Annotated in this window: 15 protein-coding genes and 4 pseudogenes; 8 read left to right on the top strand and 11 right to left on the bottom strand. The window is 60.2% G+C overall.

Annotation, left to right across the window (positions count from 1 at the left end; translation table 11 throughout):
• Positions 1–16: 16 nt before the first annotated feature.
• Positions 17–694, bottom strand: a pseudogene (locus LR948_RS18445) (IS5 family transposase); the annotation flags it as partial.
• A gap of 341 nt (positions 695–1035) precedes the next feature.
• On the opposite strand from LR948_RS18445, the gene LR948_RS18440 reads away from it, so the two are divergent.
• Both LR948_RS18440 and LR948_RS18435 read left to right on the top strand, forming a co-directional pair.
• Positions 1036–1257: a type II toxin-antitoxin system CcdA family antitoxin gene (locus LR948_RS18440; RefSeq protein WP_232755589.1), complete on the top strand. Its 222-nt coding sequence runs from the start codon at positions 1036–1038 to the stop codon at positions 1255–1257.
• A gap of 8 nt (positions 1258–1265) precedes the next feature.
• On the top strand, positions 1266–1559 hold the full coding sequence (locus LR948_RS18435) for a CcdB family protein (protein WP_232755588.1): 294 nt from the start codon (positions 1266–1268) through the stop codon (positions 1557–1559).
• A gap of 13 nt (positions 1560–1572) precedes the next feature.
• Here LR948_RS18435 and LR948_RS18430 read toward each other — a convergent pair whose 3' ends face one another.
• The 3 genes and pseudogenes from LR948_RS18430 to LR948_RS18420 all read right to left on the bottom strand — a co-directional run bounded on the left by LR948_RS18430 (position 1573) and on the right by LR948_RS18420 (position 6150).
• Positions 1573–3249, bottom strand: coding sequence for a hypothetical protein (locus tag LR948_RS18430; protein WP_232755587.1), 1677 nt, complete (start codon positions 3247–3249; stop codon positions 1573–1575).
• Between the two features lie 867 nt (positions 3250–4116).
• Positions 4117–4938, bottom strand: a pseudogene (locus LR948_RS18425) (IS3 family transposase); the annotation flags it as partial.
• A gap of 25 nt (positions 4939–4963) precedes the next feature.
• Positions 4964–6150 (bottom strand): IS3 family transposase gene (locus tag LR948_RS18420; protein ID WP_370635011.1). Its coding sequence is split into 2 segments (ribosomal slippage): positions 4964–5895 and positions 5895–6150, totalling 1188 coding nucleotides; the frame shifts between segments, so codons are not numbered across the junction.
• Positions 6151–6310: 160 nt separating this feature from the next.
• Here LR948_RS18420 and LR948_RS18415 point away from each other — a divergent pair.
• The 3 genes from LR948_RS18415 (at position 6311) to LR948_RS18405 (ending at position 8720) form a co-directional block, all read left to right on the top strand.
• Positions 6311–6913 (top strand): IS6 family transposase, encoded by a 603-nt coding sequence (locus LR948_RS18415; RefSeq protein WP_232755584.1) that lies wholly within the window; start codon positions 6311–6313, stop codon positions 6911–6913.
• Between the two features lie 273 nt (positions 6914–7186).
• Positions 7187–8377, top strand: a complete 1191-nt coding sequence (gene mobQ, locus LR948_RS18410; protein WP_232755582.1) for a MobQ family relaxase — start codon at positions 7187–7189, stop codon at positions 8375–8377.
• 82 nt (positions 8378–8459) lie between these two features.
• The gene (locus tag LR948_RS18405; RefSeq protein ID WP_232755579.1) at positions 8460–8720 is read left to right on the top strand and encodes a DUF3892 domain-containing protein; all 261 of its coding nucleotides are present in this window, start codon (positions 8460–8462) and stop codon (positions 8718–8720) included.
• Between the two features lie 287 nt (positions 8721–9007).
• On the opposite strand, the pseudogene LR948_RS19070 reads toward LR948_RS18405, so the two are convergent.
• Positions 9008–9184: pseudogene (locus LR948_RS19070) on the bottom strand (H-NS family nucleoid-associated regulatory protein); the annotation flags it as partial.
• Positions 9185–9483: 299 nt separating this feature from the next.
• On the opposite strand from LR948_RS19070, the gene LR948_RS18395 reads away from it, so the two are divergent.
• Both LR948_RS18395 and LR948_RS18390 read left to right on the top strand, forming a co-directional pair.
• On the top strand, positions 9484–10704 hold the full coding sequence (locus tag LR948_RS18395) for an SIR2 family protein (protein ID WP_232755577.1): 1221 nt from the start codon (positions 9484–9486) through the stop codon (positions 10702–10704).
• On the top strand, positions 10701–12545 hold the full coding sequence (locus LR948_RS18390) for an ATP-binding protein (protein WP_232755576.1): 1845 nt from the start codon (positions 10701–10703) through the stop codon (positions 12543–12545). Before LR948_RS18395 ends, LR948_RS18390 begins: the two co-directional genes overlap by 4 nt.
• 509 nt (positions 12546–13054) lie before the next feature.
• Here LR948_RS18390 and LR948_RS18385 read toward each other — a convergent pair.
• From LR948_RS18385 to LR948_RS18365, 5 genes are all read right to left on the bottom strand, one after another.
• Positions 13055–13348 (bottom strand): gamma-glutamylcyclotransferase, encoded by a 294-nt coding sequence (locus LR948_RS18385; RefSeq protein ID WP_232755574.1) that lies wholly within the window; start codon positions 13346–13348, stop codon positions 13055–13057.
• A 48-nt stretch (positions 13349–13396) separates the two neighbouring features.
• A complete protein-coding gene (locus LR948_RS18380; RefSeq protein WP_232755573.1) occupies positions 13397–13660 on the bottom strand; it encodes a hypothetical protein in 264 nt (87 codons plus the stop codon).
• Positions 13657–14928 (bottom strand): MFS transporter, encoded by a 1272-nt coding sequence (locus tag LR948_RS18375; protein WP_232755569.1) that lies wholly within the window; start codon positions 14926–14928, stop codon positions 13657–13659. The genes LR948_RS18380 and LR948_RS18375 overlap by 4 nt, the downstream gene beginning before the upstream one ends.
• Positions 14915–16003 (bottom strand): lysylphosphatidylglycerol synthase transmembrane domain-containing protein, encoded by a 1089-nt coding sequence (locus LR948_RS18370; protein WP_232755568.1) that lies wholly within the window; start codon positions 16001–16003, stop codon positions 14915–14917. The genes LR948_RS18375 and LR948_RS18370 overlap by 14 nt, the downstream gene beginning before the upstream one ends.
• A gap of 287 nt (positions 16004–16290) precedes the next feature.
• A complete protein-coding gene (locus tag LR948_RS18365) occupies positions 16291–16689 on the bottom strand; it encodes a MerR family transcriptional regulator (protein WP_232755567.1) in 399 nt (132 codons plus the stop codon).
• Positions 16690–16861: 172 nt separating this feature from the next.
• Here LR948_RS18365 and LR948_RS18360 point away from each other — a divergent pair, with 172 nt between their 5' ends.
• Entirely contained in the window at positions 16862–18139 is a 1278-nt protein-coding gene (locus LR948_RS18360) for a sialidase family protein (protein WP_232755566.1), read from the top strand.
• A gap of 725 nt (positions 18140–18864) precedes the next feature.
• Here LR948_RS18360 and LR948_RS18355 read toward each other — a convergent pair.
• Positions 18865–19243 (bottom strand): annotated as a pseudogene (locus LR948_RS18355) (type II secretion system protein GspD); the annotation flags it as partial.

Here is a 19243-nt window from a genome sequence, read left to right as displayed (position 1 = left end):
CCATGCCGGTTCACAGCTTCCACGGCTTGGCGTTTTTACGCGGCGGAATGACCGCGTGTGCGCCTCGATCTGCGACCGCGTCGTGGCATTTGCGCGTGTCGTATGCTCCGTCCGCGGTGACTGACGCGACTTCCTCATCTGCCGGGATCTGATCCAGCAACTCGGGTAGCATCGGCGCATCGCCGACCCTGCTACCGGTGACCTCGATGGCCCGGATTTCCAGCGTCTGCTCATCGACACCGATATGGATCTTGCGCCACAAGCGGCGCTTCGTGCCCCCATGCTTGCGGGTGTTCCACTCACCTTCGCCCTCTGCCTTTATGCCTGTGCTGTCGATGAGCATGTTCAGTGGCCCCTTCGAGCCACGGTAGGGAATGTCCACCGCCATGGTTTTCTGGCGCCTGCTGAGCGTGCTGAAATCCGGCACGCTCCAGTCGAGACCGACCAGACGCAAGAGGCTCTCGACGAAACCTGTTGTCTGCCGGAGTGGCATGCCGAACAAGACCTTCATCGTCAGGCAGGTCTGGATCGCGGCGTCGCTATACTGCGGCTGACGGCCTTGCTTGCCTTTGGGCGGCGGCACCCAGATCATATCCGGATCAAACCAGATCGTCAGCGAACCCCGCTGCTTCAGCGCTTCGTTGTAGGACGGCCAGTTCTTGGTTTTGTAGCTCGGCGGGAGAGGTCTGCTCATGCCGCCCCAGCTACCACGCTGGATTCACGAGATGAATCCTACATCCGCCTTTGCGCAACAAAGCCTGGGGGCTCAAAAAGGCACTACGGCGAGGCACGCCGAAAGTTACGTCCGGGGAGAGTGGAGCTCTGGCCGGAGGCCCAACCCGCAAGGGAAAGGGGCTTCGACGAAACTCTACTCGAAAGGCTCTTCGAGGAAGAACCGGAAATGTTGACGCAGAGCACAACACCTTGGGGTGTCGTGAGTCTGTTCAATAATGCCGTAAAGACCAAACTTGCCTACATTGAGGGCTCATGAGATACTCCTTAAGTGTGCGTATAGACTCGGAGCATGGGAAATCGATGGCCAGAGTGAAAGTAAATTTAACACTGGATGCTGATGTTGCATCTACGGCGCGAGAACTTGGCCTGAACATGTCTCGTCTCGCCGAGATCGCTATCGCCGATGCTGCCAAGGCAGAGCGAAACCGACGGTGGCGAGAAGAAAACAAAGCAGCGCTGGAGACTTACGCGGAAGAGGTCGATCGAGAGGGCCTCGCGCTGGCTCGCTTCCGAAGCTTCTGAATAAGATCATGGCTCAGTTCGATGTTTTTCGCCTGCATGACGGGCAGCTCGTAGTCGATCTCCAGACAGATCTCATTGGAATGGACGCATCTCGCATCGTTGCACCGCTGCGTGATGCCGGTCGCTACACGGCTTTCCCGGGCCTCACGCCAATCGTTCAAGTGGTCGACGCCCAATGGATCGTGCGCATTCAGGAATTAGCCTCTATTCCAGGCGCTGAACTGACCAACAAGGTTGGGAGTCTGATCGAGGAGCGAGATGCGCTCAAGAGAGGCCTCGATATCCTCATTGATGGTTTCTGACACTGGGAACCCATCATGTCGGGAATTCAGAGCTCGTGTTTCCGTGGTACACCCCGGCCAGCTTCAGCTTTTCGACGCGATCGCGGTAGAAATCGGCGGACTGCCTGACGGTGGCCACTTCCTCTGCGAGAGGGATCGGGTTCGGCCAGATGTCTTCTGGCTCCCAGGCGGAATGGGCTCGGCCGTAAGCTTCCCTGGCGGTCTTGGTCACCACATGTCCTGAAAGCGCGGAGACCTCAGAGGGGGAGAGGAGCGTTTTCATGTTCGCGATGAACTGGTGCCGGGAGCTGTAGAGCGAGAAGTGCTTCTTGCGCCGTGGGAAGAGGGCTTCACCCACGTGGTAGAGCAGCTGTCCAACCTGAGACTTCACGGTGTTGAAGTCGCCTGTCTCATGCCACTCGAGACCTCGATCGCTCATGCGTTTGATCGCTGCCGTGATTTCAGAAGGGAGCCCTGACAGGTCCAGGGTACGGACGACGCCATTGCCGCGGGCGTTGGTGGCCTTGGCATTCAGCACGTAGAGCCAGACATACTCCTGTCCGGTGTCCGGGTGCAGGTAGCTCTGGAAGGCGGTCGCACGCCACTCCACGGGACGCAGCCCTGTTGCCAGGGTCGAGGTGAGCCAGTCCATCAGGATGGGCGCCATCTTCGATCGGGACCTGTATTTCAGGTATGCCATCACCGTGTCGAAGTCCTTCTTGGGGAACTTCTTCTCCTTGAGTGAGGATGTCCTGATCGCAGTGCGGTCTGATTTCGGCTGGGAGCGCCCAGCGCGGTCGTCGCCTTCGACGATGTCGTTGTCCAGGATGTCGAGGGCATCATCGATGTCCGGGTCGGGCTTGCCCATGAGGGTGTGGTAGGCGGCCTGCCGGTAGACGCGCCAGGTGGAGGATTTCAGATCCGGCTTGCGGCTCAGGAGCCATGCCACGAACTCGGTGGCCGAGAAGTCATCGTAGTCCTGTGGGATCCCTTGTTCGCGTTTGTAGCGCGTGATTAGCATCCGGCCGCGGTCGAGGTATTGCGAGGATGTCCGGTTGGACACCGTGGTGTGTTCGCGTGCATAGGCGCTCGGGGACTTGAGCGAGGGCGTGGCTCCCACGTTCTGATCGAGATCCTTGTTGGCTTCTGCCAGACCTTTCTTGGCGGCCCGAACGCGCTTGAGGATTTCGGGATCCGGGCCCGGGGGCTTGGAGGGGTCCAGTCTCGAGGTTTTCGGTTTGCCTTCCGAGCTGCTGCCAGGGAACTGAAGCTCCTTGGGAAGAGGCTTCTTGCCACTTTGGGAATTGGGGGCCTGATCATTTTCGGAGTGAGGTGGCCGGGTCAGCTGGGGCTTGGGTGCCTTCAGCTTCGGGCGTGCAGGCTTCTTGTTGTCAACATTGGAGGCGTCCTTGGTGCCGGAGGCGGGCAGGGGGCCTGAGCCCTCCTGGGATTGGGTGTCAACATTGGCGGAGCCTTGGGGACCTGGCCGCGGGGCTTGGTTGTTGTCAACATTGGCGGAGCCGTGAGGGGGCCGGGCCTGGCCGGTGGGGTGGTGACCTTTGTCAACATTGGAAGAGGCCGGCCGGAGGTTGAGGCCTAGGGGGCCTTTGCCCGGCTTGTCGGGGGCCTTGGGCGCCTGGTGTCGGTGGCTGCCCTCGCTGCCCTCGGGGCTGCTGCGGCGGGTTCCGTCTTGGTCGTGGGGGTCAGACATCGTCTGGGCTCCTCGGTCAGAAATCGTTTCATCCTTTTTCAGGACACCTGTCATGAGAAGGGATGGGGCGAGAGAGGTTTTCTGAGAAACAGCATGAAGAAATCATGTGAATTTTCTTGATGGTCTCGAAAAGCAATTTTTTGAGGTCTCTCCCCATTACTCCTTAAAAAAGTATCGCCGAAAAACAGTTTCGTAAGACATTTGTAGAAACCCGTTTCGATTTCATGAAGGACGACAGGTCGACGGGCCTCTTTTCCCCAAAATGGTTACGAAACCTCGCAAAATGCTTACGCGATCCACGTCCAGCCCCTGTTTTCAAGGACTTGGCCGGGTGCGTTCCGATTCGCCCGGGATGGGGTCTCGAGCGGTTGCATGAGGCCGCCTCTGGGCGGAGACGGGATGTCGACCGACACACTCTGCCGCGGCGAGCTGACATCGACTTATGCAATTCGCTACAGCGTCGGTAACGCATGCCGGCCTGGACGGGAGGGCGCCCTGGGCGGCGTCGGGCACGGGAAACATTGAGTGCGCTACTTGCCTGCAGGTATTTTCTTGTTTCAGAGTCCATCTTTTCTCGCTCGAAGCCTTGTTCTTTTCGGCCAAGGTTAGGTGCACGTAAGAGAAAAGTTGGATTAGGTATCGCAAACTACAAGAAAAGTATCGCAAACCAACAGTTTAGTATCGCAAATGGGCAAGTGATGGTGACCTGGGGCAGGTTGGCGCCACTTTAGAGTGACTTGCCGGCAGTTTTAGAAGACTTGCGAGCAGGTTGCGATCACTTGATAAAGGTTATTTAGGCCACGACAGGTGACCTGAGACCCGACTCTCCTCCGGATTTTCGGAGAGTCCGCAGGTTGATCTCTGAGGCTACGCGGCGCACATTGCCAGCCCCTTCTTTGCCACGAACTCGACGGGTGGAATGTTCCCCAGTCCTGAGTGAGGGCGATGGTGGTTGTAGTCGTGTTGCCATGCCCGGATCTGCTCGCGGGCATCGGCCAGGGACGAGAATAGCGACTCGTTGAGGAGCTCGTCCCGGAAGCGTCCGTTGAAGCTTTCGACGAAGCCATTCTGCATGGGCTTTCCTGGCGCGATGTAGTGCCACTCGATGCCCGTGCGCTGGCACCAGCTCAGTACAGCCACCGAGGTCAGTTCCGTTCCATTGTCCGAAACCACCATTGCAGGCTGGCCGCGGCGCAACATCAACGCATCGAGCTCGCGCACGACGCGCAGGCCAGAGAGCGACGTGTCCGCCACCAGGGCCAGGCACTCCCGGCTGTAGTCGTCGACCACGGCCAGAACGCGGAACCGTCTGCCATCCGTCAGCGCATCGCTGACGAAGTCCAGGCTCCAGCGCTGGTTGGGGGCATCTGGCACCAGCATCGGCCGGCGTGTCCCCAGAGCCCGCTTTCGACCGCCCCGGCGGCGCACCTGGAGCTTCTCCTCGCGATAGAGCCGCCTGAGCTTCTTCAGGTTCATCGTGATCCCCTGCCGTTCCAGCATCACGTGGATGCGGCGAGAGCCAAACCGCCGCCTCTCAGCCGCGACAGCCTTCATGGCGGCCCTCGCTTTGGCATCGTCCGGCCGCACGCTGCGATAGCGCACGCTCGACCGATCCACGGCCAGTGCCTTGCACGCCCGGTGCTGGCTCACCCCGTGGATTTCCACGACATACGCCACCGCCTCCCGTTTCACACCGTGCTGTGACCCCCAATCTTCATCCACCCGAAGCCGGAGCCCGGCGGTCAGATTGGCGCGGGTGCGCCGGTGGAGCAATGGGCGATCCGCGCAGCGTTTCAGGTGCGCGGAGCGGATCATCCATTGCGGTGAGGTTGGCGGCATAGGCCTTCGGTGGCATGTAGCCGAGCGCTGAATGTGGCCGGCACGAGTTGTAATCGATGACCCAACGGGCGGTGGCATCGCGAGCGTGATGGAGGCTGACGAACAGGGTTTCGTTGAGGAGTTCGTCACGCATTCTGCCATTGAAAGCTTCGCAGATCCCGTTCTGCATCGGCTTTCCCGGCGCAATGAAATGCCAGGGCACGCCAGTCTTCTGCGTCCATTCGAGCATGGCGTTCGAAGTGAACTCAGTGCCGTGGTCGCTGACGATCATGCCGGGCGAGCCGCGGGTGGCAATGAGGCCAGACAACTCCCGAGCCACTCTGCGCCCGCTGATGGAGGTATCGACGACGGCCGCCAGGCATTCCTTGGTGACGTCGTCGATCACGTTCAGGATGCGCAGGCGCCGCCCGGACATGAGCTGGTCATGCACGAAATCCACCGACCAGCGGGCGTTCGGCACCGCTTCCACGAGGATCGGTGCCCGCGTGCCGGTGGCCTTCTTGCGTCCCCGCCTGCGCTTCACCGACAGTCTCTCCTCGCGATAGATGCGCTCGGTCTTCTTGCGGTTCTCCACCAGCCCTTCCTGGCGCAGCAGGACGTGGAGCCGCCGATAGCCGAACCGCCGGCGTTCCCCGGCAAGCTCGCGCATCCGCTCCCGCAGCAGGTCATCGTCCGGGCGCCGGGCGCAATACCGGATCATTGACCGGTCAGCGCCGATGAGGTGACACGCCCGCCGCTCGCTCATCTCATGGCACTCCACGAGACAAGCGATTGCGAGCCGCTTCGCGGCGGGCGTCACCACTTTCGGCCGAGCAGGTCCTTCAATGCCGTGTTGTCGAGCATCGCATCCGCGTAGAGCCGCTTGAGCTTGGCGTTCTCGTCCTCGAGCGCCTTCAGCCGCTTCACGTCGGATACCTCCATCCCGCCATAGCGGCTCTTCCAGGAATAGAACGTCGCGCTGCTGATCCCGTGCCTGCGGCAGACGTCGGCGGTCTTCACGCCCGCTTCCTGCTCCCGCAGGATCGCGATGATCTGCTCTTCGCTGAACTTCGATCTCTTCATTGTCCGTCTCCTGGGTTGGGCGGACTCTACCTCAAACTGGAGGAAGAAGCGGGTCTCAGGTCAATCGCCGTTCAAGCATCATCGCTTCCCACGTGATGTCATCCTCTGCGCGGTTCGCTGGTCCCTGCGTTATCCCCTGTCCTAACAGGACGTGGTCGACTTGCTCGCGGAGCGCAGGATCGCTGTTGATCGGTCGACCGTCTATCGCTGGGTTCAGAAATTCGGTCCTGAGTTGACAAAGCGCACCGAGCGGCACCTGCGACGGGCGAGTGTCGATTGGCACTTGGACGAGACATACATCCGTGTGGGCGGCAAATGGCGTTGCCTCTGGCGCGCGACCGATGCGAACAGTCAGCTGGTCGACTTCCGTCTGAGAACGCGTCGGGACGCGAAGGCGGCCAGAGCCTTTCTGAACAAGGCAATTGAGCGCGTGCGGCTGCATCGGCCGGTCACGATCTGCACAGACAAGGCGCATGCCTATCGGCGTGTCATCCGCGAAATCAATCATCGCTATGATCCGCAATTCGACAGCATCCAGTACATCGACAGAAAATGGCGCAACAACCTGATCGAAAACGATCACGCGGCCATGAAGCGCCTCTTGGGCTACCGTCAGAGCTTCCGTTCGCTCCGAACGGCCAAAACGGCTCTGAGCGGATTCGAAACAATCCGAGCAATCAAACGCGGTCATGTCCATTACAAACAACCGGGCGTTCAGGCCGAGATCGCGTTCATCGCCGACTTGTTCGAACCGGCTGCCTGACCAATGGTCACGTGGCAGGCGCGCTTCAGCCGCCCTGATTTGTGCAACAGTCCCCTTCAGGTCCGGCCCCGGACGGGAGGAGGTGTCCGGGGCCGGCTGCTGGAGACCAACAGGGAGCAAGACCCACCCTCTGCCAAGGGGAACCGGAGGGGTGGGCCTTCGACCGACCTATGCCCCCGCGACCGGCCCTGCCAGCAGGCAAGCGGCTGTCCGCTGGGTTCTCCGTGGCAGGACGCGGCGTCCGGGTGCTCTGGCTGTCGGAGGGTAGGGCAGTTGGCGAGCTACCACCTCTCCGTGAAGACCATCAAACGCGGCGCCGGGCGCTCCGCCACGGCGGCGGCGGCGTACCGTTCCGGCGAACGCATCGACTGCCAGCGCGAGGGGCGCGTCCACGACTACACCGCCAAGCAGGGCATCGAGGACAGCTTCATCGTCGCGCCGGAGCATGCCCCCGCCTGGGCGCAGGACCGCGCCGCGCTCTGGAACGCCGCCGAGGAGCGGGAAACCCGCAGGAACTCCGTCACCGCCCGTGAGTGGGAGCTGGCGCTGCGTTTGATGGTCTTCACGGAGGAGCGGGCGGAGATCACGCGCGCTTTCGCGGAGCAGCTGGTCGAGCGCTACGGCGTGGCGGTGGATGTCGCGATCCACGCCCCGCACCGCGAGGGCGACCAGCGTAACCACCACGCCCACGTCCTGACATCGACCCGTCGGCTGGAAGCGGAGGGCTTCACCGACAAGACCCGGGTGCTCGATGCCGCGAAGACCGGCGGCATCGAGATCGAGGCGACGCGCGGGGCCTGGGCGGAGCTTCAGAACCGGGCGCTGGAGCGGGCAGGGGAGCGTGAACGCGTCGATCACCGCTCGCTCGACGCGCAACGGGAGAGCGCCCAGGAACGCGGGGACGCGCTCTCGGCCGAGGAGCTGGATCGGGCCCCGGAGGTGAAGCTGGGGCCGGCTGCCAACGCGATGGAGCGCCGCGCCATGCGGGAGGCCGAGGCCGAGGGCAGGGAGTACGAGCCCGTCACCGAGCGCGGCCGCGCCGTTCACGGGGCGCGGCAGGCGCGGGCCATGGTGCGCGAGCTGCGCGAACGGGTGGAGCTGGCGCGGGAGACCTACGGCGCGGAGCGGGAGGCCGGACAGGGTCGCGTCTCTGCCGGTCTCACGGCGCTTCGAGCAGCCGCCGAGAAGGACCGTGGCAGGGAGAGCGAAGGCGAGGCTCAGGAGCAGGGGGATATCCGCGAGCGGCTGTCACGGATCGTCGGGCGCGAGGCCGGAGAGGAGGCGCGCGGACGCGAGACTCCGGCGCAGGGGCGCGAAAGTGTCAGGGACTGGCTGGGCGCGATCCGGAGAACGAGCGCGAGGAGCACGAGAAGGACCAGCACTGCGAGCGCGACAGAGGGGAGGGGTGGTCGCTCTAAACCAGCGTTGCCGTGCCGCCAACGATCGGTTCTGACGTCAACGTAAGTTCTCATTTTGTCCGAAGGTGCCGATCTGATATGTTGTGCCCTGCGCCGACTCGGGCGCTCATTATAGTAGAAGGTGCCAAATGGCAGATCGAAGAGCCACCGCGACGGGCAAAGACACCGACGGCGATATCACCAAGCTCTGTAATGGCGGCGAGTGGTGGTCGCCGCGCACGAAGGCGGACGCAGTCCGCGACATCGAGACCAAGGCGCACAGCTACTACGTGGATCGTGCCGGGCACCGCACGGATGTCCACGTCGTGGAGCGTGGCGGGAAGAAGCACCTGCGGACGGACGCCGACGCCAGCTCGCAGAACAACCTGGACAACCTGCCGGACTGCTGAGCGCAGCCGGCAGCTCCACCGAAAGGACGAGGCGATGGCAAAAGGAAAATCTGGCGGTCACTAACGCAGCGTGATCAGCGGCCGTTACGTGACGAGCGGGCATGGCAAGCGCAGCCCGAACACGACCGTTTTCGAACAGACCGGCGGAGGCTCGACCGGCTCCGCGCGGAGCGCCAAGAGCGGACGCTTCGTGAGCGGGACAACCGCCAAGCGGAACCCGAAGACGACCGTCAGGGAATCTTGATCCGACCAGAGGAGGGGCGCGTTTAAGCCCCTCACACTCGGCGTCACTTCACGATGAGGAAGTCTTCCAGCGATTTTCCCGCCTGAAGGCCTTCCTTGATCCAGTCTGGCTGCCTGCCGCGCCCTGTCCAGGTCAACTCAGGGTTTTCTGGATGGCGATACTTCGGCGGGTTCACCTTGCCTTTCCCCTTGGCTGTCGTTCCAAGGAGTTCAGACAGGGTGTACCCTGACTCTTTTGCAGCGGCTTCGGCAGCGGCAAGAGCTTCCTGCTTTTTCCGCTTTCATAGCTCTCGGTAGCTCGGTCAACGTCCTTCCGGAGCTGCTTAAGCTCGTTGAGATCCATGTTCTCAAGGTTGGCGTTATGCACGGCAGCACTCCTCTATTTTATAGTCGTCTAACCATCCGAAGGGGGTCGCACAAGCACAATCCAGATAGCCTAACTTGAAGTGGGGCGATAATAAGTTATTGCGAAAGGGGAGAAACTTATGTTCATTGGAGGTGACGTCGACAAGGGGGATTTATGGAAAATAGTGCCGATATTGCGGAGCAATTTGAAAAACACTTAAATAGCCCACAGCAGACCTGGTTATTGGGGGCTGGTGTAAGTTTTCCAGCAAATATTCCCTTGATGTACCCTCTGACAGATCGCGTTATGACGCTGGCCCGCGAAAATCCTTTCGGAGAAGGAACCGATGGGGCCAAGGTTCTAGATTTTGTTGTGGCAGATTGCGGTGAAAGTTCTCACATCGAGCATCATCTTACCCATCTAGGCGATCTAATATCAATCGCTGAGCGCTCCCGCACTGGGGCTGTGGAAATAACCGGTGAGAAGGTGTTGAAGAATACACTTATTGAGGTGCACCACGTATTAATTGAGACAATTGCAGATACAGTTCGATGGGGATTTCGGCCAGAAAGAAGGAACCAAGCTGGCGAGGTGATTCAGGAAGTCAGAGAGGGCCGCGCAGGAAGATCGATAGTCGACATATCTCAACACCGACAGTTCGTAGAAGCGATCTTCAGAAGCAATCGCGCTGGTTTGGATTTCGTCCGATCCCCTGTCGAGATTTTCACCACGAACTACGATACCCTCATCGAAGATGCGCTGGCTCTAGAGGGTATCGATTTTAAGGATGGTTTTATTGGTGGTGGGGTGGGTTTCTGGAATATTAGAAACTATGCGGAAAGTGATAGCACGCGCGCAATAGTTTCTAAGCTTCACGGGTCAATTGATTGGTATCGGCATGCCGAAGGATCGGGAAGCCTTTTGAGAGTTCGGCATGGCGACACCTACCCAGACGAAGGCGGCGCGGTTATGATATATCCGCAAGCGACAAAGTACGTTAACACGCAGCGAGACCCGTTTTCCGAGATCTTTCAAAGGTTCCGGAGGAGGTTGGTCCAAGGTAGCGATCATGTATTGTTTGTTTGTGGGTACTCCTTTGGAGATGAGCACATTAACGATGATATCGAGATGGCAATGTCGTCTGGTGAAAGCCAGCTCACTATAATTGCCTTCTCCGATGAGCCAGGTGGTCAGCTGCCAAGCACACTTCAAAGGTGGCTTTCAAAGGCGTGGGGTCAACGCCTTTTCGTTGCAAGCCCAAAAGGCATATACCAGGGGCTTACTGGCCCGGTATTTCCGCTGGAAAACGATAGCCGTGACTGGTGGCGATTTGACGGCGCTACAAAGCTGTTCGCTGTAGGGCTTCCGAAGGATATTCAGGAGGCGATGGTATGAGCGCGTTCATCTTAGACCCAGATCTGGAAATTGGTACTGTTTTTGAGGTGGCTGGTAGCTCAATTAAAATTGCCTTGAAGAGAGACATAACGGAACTTACTCGCAATCATAATGGGCGGGTATATGATGTTGGGCAAATTGGTAGCATTGTTAAGATGCATCTTGGCCGGAGGGTTATATTTGCTACTGTTAGGCTGCTGCGGTTGCAATCTGACGAGGAGACGGCGGCGTTTTCAGAGAGTGTGCGGGGTGCTGTAGATCAGGATCGTCGCGTTATTGAAGCCGACCTGTTAGGTGAGGCATGGTTTGACGCTGCAGAGCATGAGCTTTCTTTTAAGCGCGGAGTTTCCACGTATCCCCTTCCGCTTCAAGCGGTTCATCTAATTACTAAAGAAGAAACGGATAAGTTATTTGCTAGCGCCGAAGGGGCCGTGGACGAAAGCCCCGATAAGTTAGTTCCAATTGGAAGTTATGTGGGCTCAACTAGAGTTCCCTGCCGTGCTAATATGGATAAATTGTTCGGGCACCATAGTGCAATACTTGGTTCAACGGGGTCGGGAAAATCTAGTGCTGTTGCGGCCGTAATACATTCCATACTTGAGCATCAGTGTGAGCCAAACACAGATACTCGCCCTTGCATTATTCTTATTGACCCTCATGGTGAGTACACATCAGCCTTTCATGGAAAGGCGAAGGTTTTTCGCGCGTATGATGCGTTGGGGCAAAATCCAGAGGGAGTATCGACGCTTAGTCTTCCTTACTGGTTGATGTCGAGCGACGAGTTCCGATCATTGATCATTGGCAAGACAGAGTTTGAAGCGACGTCGCAAGCTAACGTTGTTTATAAGGCTTTGACTCATGCGCGCATGGTTGCGGCGGGGATGGTTAGGAGCGCCATAGGGGATATTCCTGAAGACTTGCCTGCCGGCCAGCATCCAGAGCAACCTATTCCGCTAGAAGGTGTGACCGGCGAGCAAATTGCCGCGTTTGATCGGGACAAGCCACGCCCGTTCAAACTTGAAGAATTTCGAGCGCACATTACAGGAAGGCAAGCGAAGCGACAGCAAGGCAACAATTGGAATGATATTACTGCATCAGATTTTCAGAAAGATTACGCCTCTATACTGAATAAATTTAGAGTCATGGAGAGTGATCCTCGAATTCGGTTTCTAATGGATGAGTTTGGTGAGGAATCGCCGTCTCTTGTAGAGATTGTGGCACAATTTCTTAATGTAGATGATGCGGAAGATTCGCATCTTAAGATTATTGATATATCAGGATTACCCAACGAAGTTGCCGGGCCTCTGACCGGCGCAATTGCGCGGCTTCTATTTCAGTATAAGCTCCACCAAACGCGAGAGGAGCGCGAGCGGGATCCGGTACTATTTGTGTGTGAGGAGGCCCACCGCTATGTTCCAAATCTTGGTGATGCCCAGTACGAAGTGGCTCAGACAGCCGTGCGCCGGTTCGCTCGCGAGGGAAGGAAGTATGGCCTAGGTTTAATGCTTGTGTCGCAAAGGCCCTCAGATATCGAGGATACCGTGATATCGCAGTGTAACTCGTGGATTGTTCTTAGGTTGGCTAATAGCAGCGATCAAGAGCATGTATCGAGGATACTGCCTGATAGCCTTGCTGGAATGACGAAGATCCTATCCTCTCTTCCGAGGCAAGAAGCGTTGTTTGTTGGAGAAGCTGCCGCTATTCCGGCCAGAATTAAACTACGCACTCTCACTCGCGCCCAGCTCCCAGATTCCCACGACATCTCATTTGCAGAGGGGTGGTCATCCGGTGGAACTACGACAGATGGTCTTACTGAGATTGTGCGGCGAATGACGTCATGACTCCATTGGGATATTTAGGATATTAAATTATTGTCCTTTGGTGGGCGTATCTACTGCCCATTAGTAATGGTTATTGGCAAAGGCTCAGCGAGTGCCTTTGCCAACTTAATTATATGTCCCAGTAGTACTGAAGCACTGCGATGCCGATGGTCAGGATCAGAACAATCTCTGCTTTACCCATGCCAGCTCTCCTTTCTGAGGCTGGCAGGTCGAACGCACCTTTCCAGCCCCGTTTGGGGTGAAAGAAGTGCGTCCAAGCGGCCGCGGCGCTTTTAGGACGACTCTTTGATTCAGTACTGGCGTACGAACCTGCGGAGATAGGCTCCGGAGCACGGCTCTCTAAGAATGTTCTGACGGTCAGTTGGGGTATATGGTTTGAGCGTTCAAGAGCCAGATTGGGTTTATATGCGTTCAGCGTTCCATCGGAGCAATGATTGCAAGGTGGGCAAAAACGGTGGGTTCTGGTTGCTGAACGGCCCCACAGTGGCCTCCCAATGGCGAGTCGATAATCAGCTGCACGCCTGCACCGACCGATGCGCGGCCCCGGCATGTTGCACTGCGTTCAATGTCTCGACCCAATGATCTGGCAAACCGTGTTGAGCGGCGCCCTCCCGGAGAAGGGTAATGTAGCGTAGGGATGGATTGCCGTCCTCGGGTAGCCCATTGGCGATGAGGCTGAAGGCTTGGAGCCTGTCGCCCTGCTGATCCTCTGCATCGAGCCAGACTGGGTAGTAGCGCCACCCCGGCACGCCCTCCGTCGAGTGCAGCCAAACCATGTCGCGGCGGGTCATGCGATAGAGCACGCCCCAGACCTCCTCTTCCCGGTCCGGTGCGATATTGGCCGGCGCGGACTATCCGCGCCGGCGACCGTGAAGGTTGAAGCACAACCGGTAGCCTGGCACGCGTTCGACCCGCCACTCCAGGGAATTCATGCGCCTGCGACCCAGGAACACGCTGTCGTTCATGTTGGCGCCGAAGGCGAAGTACCAGAGCTCGTCGGTTGGCCTGCCGTCAAGCTGAAGGCCCGAGCAGCGATAACACAGGCGAGCCAGCGGCCAGACACGCAGGATGATCGGAACCCAGAGCCGTTTCAGAAAGCGTCGCAGCGCGATCATGAGGCCTCTTCCGGTGTGAGACGTGAGATGCAAAACAGCAGCAGGACCTGGAGCAGCGCCGCGAGAATGGCGGCGACAAATACCGCCTGGATCGAGATGAGCGAGACGAGGCCCGCGCCGATGAGCGGCAGCAGCGCGGCAGGCGAGGCCAGTGCGTTGAAATAGGCCGAATAGGCCGGGCGACGGTCGTCGGGCGAGATCTCCATCAGATAGCCGAGATAGCCGATGGTCACACCGTTCATCATCGCCCCGATCACGACGAACAGGGCCATGTAGCCGACGAGGCCCGCCTCCAGCACCAGCAGGATCAGAACGAAGAGCGGCGGCAGCATCCTGACTGCCGCCACGGTCTGCAGCATTCGAAGCTTGCCTGCGCCGTCACCGAGCTTGCCCCAGAGCGGGTTGGAGGCGAGCGCCCCGGCCGTCTGGGCGCCGAGCAATAGCCCGACATCGGCCGGTGTGACGCCGCTCCTGTCCGCTGCAACGACGTAGAAAGGCAGGGCCATCAGTGTCGCCCCGCCGAGCCATTGCGAGTAGAGAAACAGCCGGAAGCGGCTGTCGCCTGTCAGCACGTGCCAGCCGCCCGCGAGGAACGCTCGCACGCCCTGCGGCGCCTCTCTCCTACCCCGGCGCGGCGGCACTGGCGGCTCACCGGCTGAAACGAAGAGCGACGACGACAGGACCAGCAGAACAGCGGCGAGGGCGAAGATCAGGCCGTAGGCCTGAAGGTCAGGAAAGATGTCCAGGCTCAGGCGCACGACGCCGGCGACGCCGAGTGCGAAAAGGCCACCGCCGAAGAACCGCCAGGCCAGCATCCGGCTGCGCGTTTCCGACCGGATCGAGCGGCCAACAATATCGTTGTAGGGAACTGCGACAACGCCGCTGACGAAGGCGTAAATCGTCCAGAGCGCCAGGAACGCCGCTCTCAAGACAGTAGGAGACAGGTCATCACCGAACCAGAGCAGGAGGGCGATCAACCCCGCGAGGAGCGCCCGGCCATAAGCGCCGAAGACATAGAACGGCATGCGCCGCTCGGCCTTCTCAGCAAGGAAGCCGACAACGAGCTGCGGCAACAGCCAGCCGAGCCGAAGGATGGCGCTGGCGAAGCCAACGGCGAAAGCGCTGCCGGTGAGCTGGAGGACGAGGCTCGCCACCACGGTGGCTGAATCGATCGCCGCGGCGCCTGCCTGGAACGCCGCGCCGGCACCGGCGATCCGCCAGAACCGGCCGCGTTCGTCGGGCAGCGCATGGGCGTCAGACGCGGACATCCGTCGCCTCCATCTGTGCCCGCCGGATGTCGATACCCGATTGCCAGAGCACCAGGAGCCCGACGCCCACGACGATGATGATCGACAGCATCCAGTTGAAGAGGATCATCTGAAGCGCCTGCTCCTCGGGCACGCCGAGGAGTTCGAAGGCCAGCGCCGAGCCGATGACGAAGCCGCCCGGAACGCGCACGAAGCGCGTCAGCACCAGAGAAAAGCCGGCAAAGACCATCAGGAAAAGGTAGTCGAAGGGCGCGAGCACGACCCCCACGGCGAGGCCCGCCCAAATATAGTGCGTGGCGGCGACCAGCTTGGCCGCGACCGCCCCGACCAGGATGCCCGCACGGTGCCAGCGGCTGCGCGGCCAGACCACGCCCGCGCAGAGCGATCCGCGCAGGGCGGCGCCGTTCGCCCGGAACCACGTGGCCACCCAGTCAAAGAGGCGGCAGATCAGCGGTCCTTCATGAGCGAACAGCGTGCGGAAGCGGTACATCGCCCAGAGGGCCGCGCCGAACAGCGCGAAGTTCAGCGCCCCCGCAACGGCGAGGCCCAGCTCCAGATTGCCTGCGATCTGCGGCACCCTGCCTGCCATCGCAACGAGCCCGGCGAAGAGCGCAAAGATAACACCATCGATGAACCGCGCGATGATAGTCGTGGTTAGCACGGTGCCCATCTTCAAGCCTTCCATGCGGGCGATCAGCCAAGAGCGCACCAGCGGACTGATCCCAAGCGGCACAAGGATGTTGGCGCCGTAGCCCGCTAGCAGCGCGCCCGTCAGCCGCAGCGTTCGGACCGGCTTCACATCGTGCAGGATCTGCCGCCATTTCCAACCGTTGACGAGCTGCTCCAGGAGAATGGTCGCCGTGAGAACCGCGATCCATCCGATCCGCGCCTCCCCGAGGCCGGAGACGAAGCGCTTGAAATCGAGGTCGCGGTAGAGCCAGAAGACCAGTGCCAGCGCGACGATGCCGCCGAGAAGCGGAGGCAGCCAGCGCGAGAGAAGGCGGCGCACCGCGCCTTTTGGGGAGCGGCTTTTTCTGGAAGACGGGAGCACAGTCGCCGGGTCCTCTTGGGTCACGTGCTGGAACAGCCCTTCATCTCTGAAAAATCGCCGGGGCTCCTAGAGCCGGCGCCATTCCTGCACTTGAATTAGATGTGCCTGCTGCCGACATAGCCATCATCGCCCGCATTTCGGCCCTGTCGTAAGATCAATCCGCACAACCGCGGCCCCGGTGGCGAGCCCGATGATTGCCATGACGAGGGCGGTTGATTTCGGTTCTTTCTGTCCATGCGGATCTCCGTACGCTGCCGATTCCACCGCATACTAGCCGCCGTACCAAGGTACTGAGTCAACAGGCCTCTCGGTCAGGCCTCTCGCTCGATTGCTTCAAGGATCGAGCAGGCGCCGAGGCTCTCTTTGTCGGGGCATGTGTCGATCAGTTCGTCAAGAACGTCGGCGATCCGCTGTAGATCATTCAGGCGCTCCTGTACCTCGGCACGCCTCTGTTCAGCCAGCGATCGCACCTCGCGACAGGTCGCACCCGGCTGAACCCGCAAGGACAGCAGCTCCGAGATCTCGGCCAGGGAAAAACCGATCTTCTGCGCATCCTTGACGAAGCGGATGCAGCGCACCGTGCTTGGCGCATACTGGCGAAATCCGCCAGTGGTAGGCTTTGGCGGCCGGGCAATCAGGCCTCTCCGCTCGTAGTAGCGCACCGTCTCCACGTTCACGCCAGCGGCATTTGCGGCCTGGCCGATTTTCATACCCTTCGTCACTTTATAGCGCCTCGTATTTCTGCCCAACTTCAGAATGAACGGTCCACGTTTCGGGGATCAGAGCGCCGCAGATACGAGCCTGTTCGCCGAGAAACGAGACAGACGATGAGGGAAAGTGGTACGGATTGTGTGTGCTGCATCAACAGGAAAGCGTGGCCCAATGCATCATTTTTTCATCCCCGGCGTGCTAGGACTCTTTCTTTCGACCCTTTCTGGTGTGCCAGCCATTGCGCAGGTGTTCGCTTCGCTTGAGGAGATCGACACTCCAGCCACACCAAGTGCAGAAAATCCGTCCCTCGCCATCATGCCAGATGGCCGAGTTCTGATGTCCTGGGTCCAGACGGACGGACCTGTCTACGGATCGGTCAGGACGGCGGTCTTTGATGGATCGGAATGGTCGGGACCGGTTGTGGTCGCGGAGGGTGACGACCTGTTCATCAATTACGCCGATTTTCCTTCGGTCGCAGCGATGCCGGATGGAACGCTCGCCATCAACTGGATGCGAGCGAACGGAGACAGTTACTTCGCCTACGATACCTACATTTCCCTGTCGCATGATGATGGGGCAACGTGGGACGCGGGGATTGTCCCGCATCGCGACGGCACGGTTCGGCAGCACGGGTTCGTGTCGATGGTGCCGGCTTTCAAAGACTCAGGTGCGTACGATGGCGTCATGGCGATGTGGCTCGATGGACGGAATCACGAGATCAGTGATAGTCAGAGGGCCGCCGAGGCTAAGGGAGACGCCATGCAACTGCGTGCCACGACAATTGGCCGTGACGGTGAGCTTTCAGAGGAGATCCTGCTCGACCCCCGGACTTGCACTTGCTGCCAGACCAGCGCGGTGTCCCTGGACGATGGGACAGTCCTGCTGGCCTATCGAGACCGGACCGAAGACGAGATCAGGGATATCTCGTTGGTGCGCCAGGTCGATGGCGCTTGGTCTGACCCCCTCGGGGTCAGTGGCGACGGCTGGAATATATCCGGCTGCCCTGTGAATGGCCCTGCCATCGACGCCCAAGGCAGCCGGGTCGCCCTGGTGTGGTTCACGGCGGCAAACGGCATACCCGCCGTAAGGATGGCTTTTTCCGATGACCGGGGGGCCAATTTTGGCAAACCGAAAGGCATCGACCTCGGTTCGCCTTTTGGCGGGGTGGACGTGGTGCAATTGCTTGACGGTTCGGCGCTCTTCAGCTGGGTCGAACGAACCGCAGCGGGCGAAGTCGTCCTTGTGTGCCGTGCCACACCGACGAACGGCTGCGGCACACCGGTTGCGCTGACCCTCGTAAGCACGGGCCGTACGATTGGCTTTCCGCGCATGGTGGCGTCAGGCGCAGACGTATGGATTGCGTGGAACGAAACGTCGGAGGCGGGTGGGCAGGCGGCTGGCGCAATGATCCTCCGACTGGCGCAGGCAAAGGTTGATTTGGCGCAATGATCCGTTGCGGAGCCTCTCGCCACCTGGCCGTTGCTCTTTCGGATTTCGCCGTGCCAGGCACAAACGGCCCGCCGTGTGGCTGCGCTATGACGTGAAATCTTGCAGCTATACGGCGCAGCTTTTGCCGGGAGTGTGTGCAGCTAAAACTGGTCGCGCCCGTAGTGTGCTCGGTCCAGTCGCCGGTCGACGTCCCGCCCGCGTCCTTACCTGAAAAGCAAACGGCATGCGCCGTCCATCCCAGCCATCAAAGTTCGAGCGATTCAGCGATGCCTTGGGCATCATGGAAGGCGCCGCCGCGGTGGCGGATAGCGCAGTCCACCTTCGTGTAGCCGAGCAGGAGCTGCACCCGCGGAGATTGCCGGTCTTTCGGCAGATCTGCACAGGCTCGATGCGCCTCAGCGAGTGCGTGCCGTAGCCGCCTAGCGAGAGACCGATCGCCGACACCGATTCATGGAGTAGGCGTGGGTCCTGACCTACAAGCCGACCCCGGTTCCAGGGCCGTCGCTTCGACTTGACGGCAGGGAGTGGATTTTGGAGATGAGGTTTTGGAGTGCCCCGCTGGAGTGGTCCGCTCACAGGTATAGAATGATCTCGTTTTGGTCTTGCTAGTCTTGATACTGTCTCTGATCCGGCCTTCATGCGACCTTCCGGGCTGGTTGTGGACTTGCCCCATCGGTGCGGACCGCCAATCGGCCCCCCCAGCGTCAACCGCGCCGCCCGCCGGCTCAATACAGCCCGTTCAGCTCCAGCGGCAGCTTTTCGACCTTGCGCTCCTTCAACAGGCTGCGCGGTTGTTCGGCGGCGTCGGCCTTGCGCAGGCGCTGGTAGCGGCGTTCGGCGATGGCGCGGGCCTCGTGGGCGCTGTCGAGGACGGTCGGGCGCATGAAGACAAAGAGCGTGCGCTGGGTCTCGTCGCGCGACCGCGAGCGGAAAAGGTTGCCCACCACCGGCACGTCTCCGAGCCCGGGCACCTTCGAGGTGGAGCTCTGCGAGTCGTCGGTGATCAGCCCGCCCAGCACCACGGTGCCGCCGTCGCGCGACTGGACCGTGGTCTCGATCACCCGGCGGTTGGTGATCAGATCGGCGGCACCCTGGACGTTGGCG

It is taken from the genome of Roseivivax sp. GX 12232 (assembly GCF_021272185.1).
In the GTDB taxonomy this organism is placed as follows: Bacteria; Pseudomonadota; Alphaproteobacteria; order Rhodobacterales; family Rhodobacteraceae; genus Roseivivax.
Note: the sequence above shows the minus strand (reverse complement) of the source record. Positions and strands in the feature narration are given on the sequence as shown.

What these genes read in the sequence shown, in the direction of transcription:
- LR948_RS18375 (WP_232755569.1), bottom strand. Translation starts at nt 14,928, where the DNA reads ATGTCCGCGTCTGACGCCCATGCGCTGCCCGACGAACGCGGCCGGTTC.
- LR948_RS18405 (WP_232755579.1), top strand. Translation starts at nt 8,460, where the DNA reads ATGGCAGATCGAAGAGCCACCGCGACGGGCAAAGACACCGACGGCGAT.
- LR948_RS18435 (WP_232755588.1), top strand. Translation starts at nt 1,266, where the DNA reads ATGGCTCAGTTCGATGTTTTTCGCCTGCATGACGGGCAGCTCGTAGTC.
- LR948_RS18395 (WP_232755577.1), top strand. Translation starts at nt 9,484, where the DNA reads ATGGAAAATAGTGCCGATATTGCGGAGCAATTTGAAAAACACTTAAAT.
- LR948_RS18360 (WP_232755566.1), top strand. Translation starts at nt 16,862, where the DNA reads ATGCATCATTTTTTCATCCCCGGCGTGCTAGGACTCTTTCTTTCGACC.
- LR948_RS18390 (WP_232755576.1), top strand. Translation starts at nt 10,701, where the DNA reads ATGAGCGCGTTCATCTTAGACCCAGATCTGGAAATTGGTACTGTTTTT.
- LR948_RS18430 (WP_232755587.1), bottom strand. Translation starts at nt 3,249, where the DNA reads ATGTCTGACCCCCACGACCAAGACGGAACCCGCCGCAGCAGCCCCGAG.
- LR948_RS18365 (WP_232755567.1), bottom strand. Translation starts at nt 16,689, where the DNA reads ATGAAAATCGGCCAGGCCGCAAATGCCGCTGGCGTGAACGTGGAGACG.
- LR948_RS18380 (WP_232755573.1), bottom strand. Translation starts at nt 13,660, where the DNA reads ATGATCGCGCTGCGACGCTTTCTGAAACGGCTCTGGGTTCCGATCATC.
- LR948_RS18440 (WP_232755589.1), top strand. Translation starts at nt 1,036, where the DNA reads ATGGCCAGAGTGAAAGTAAATTTAACACTGGATGCTGATGTTGCATCT.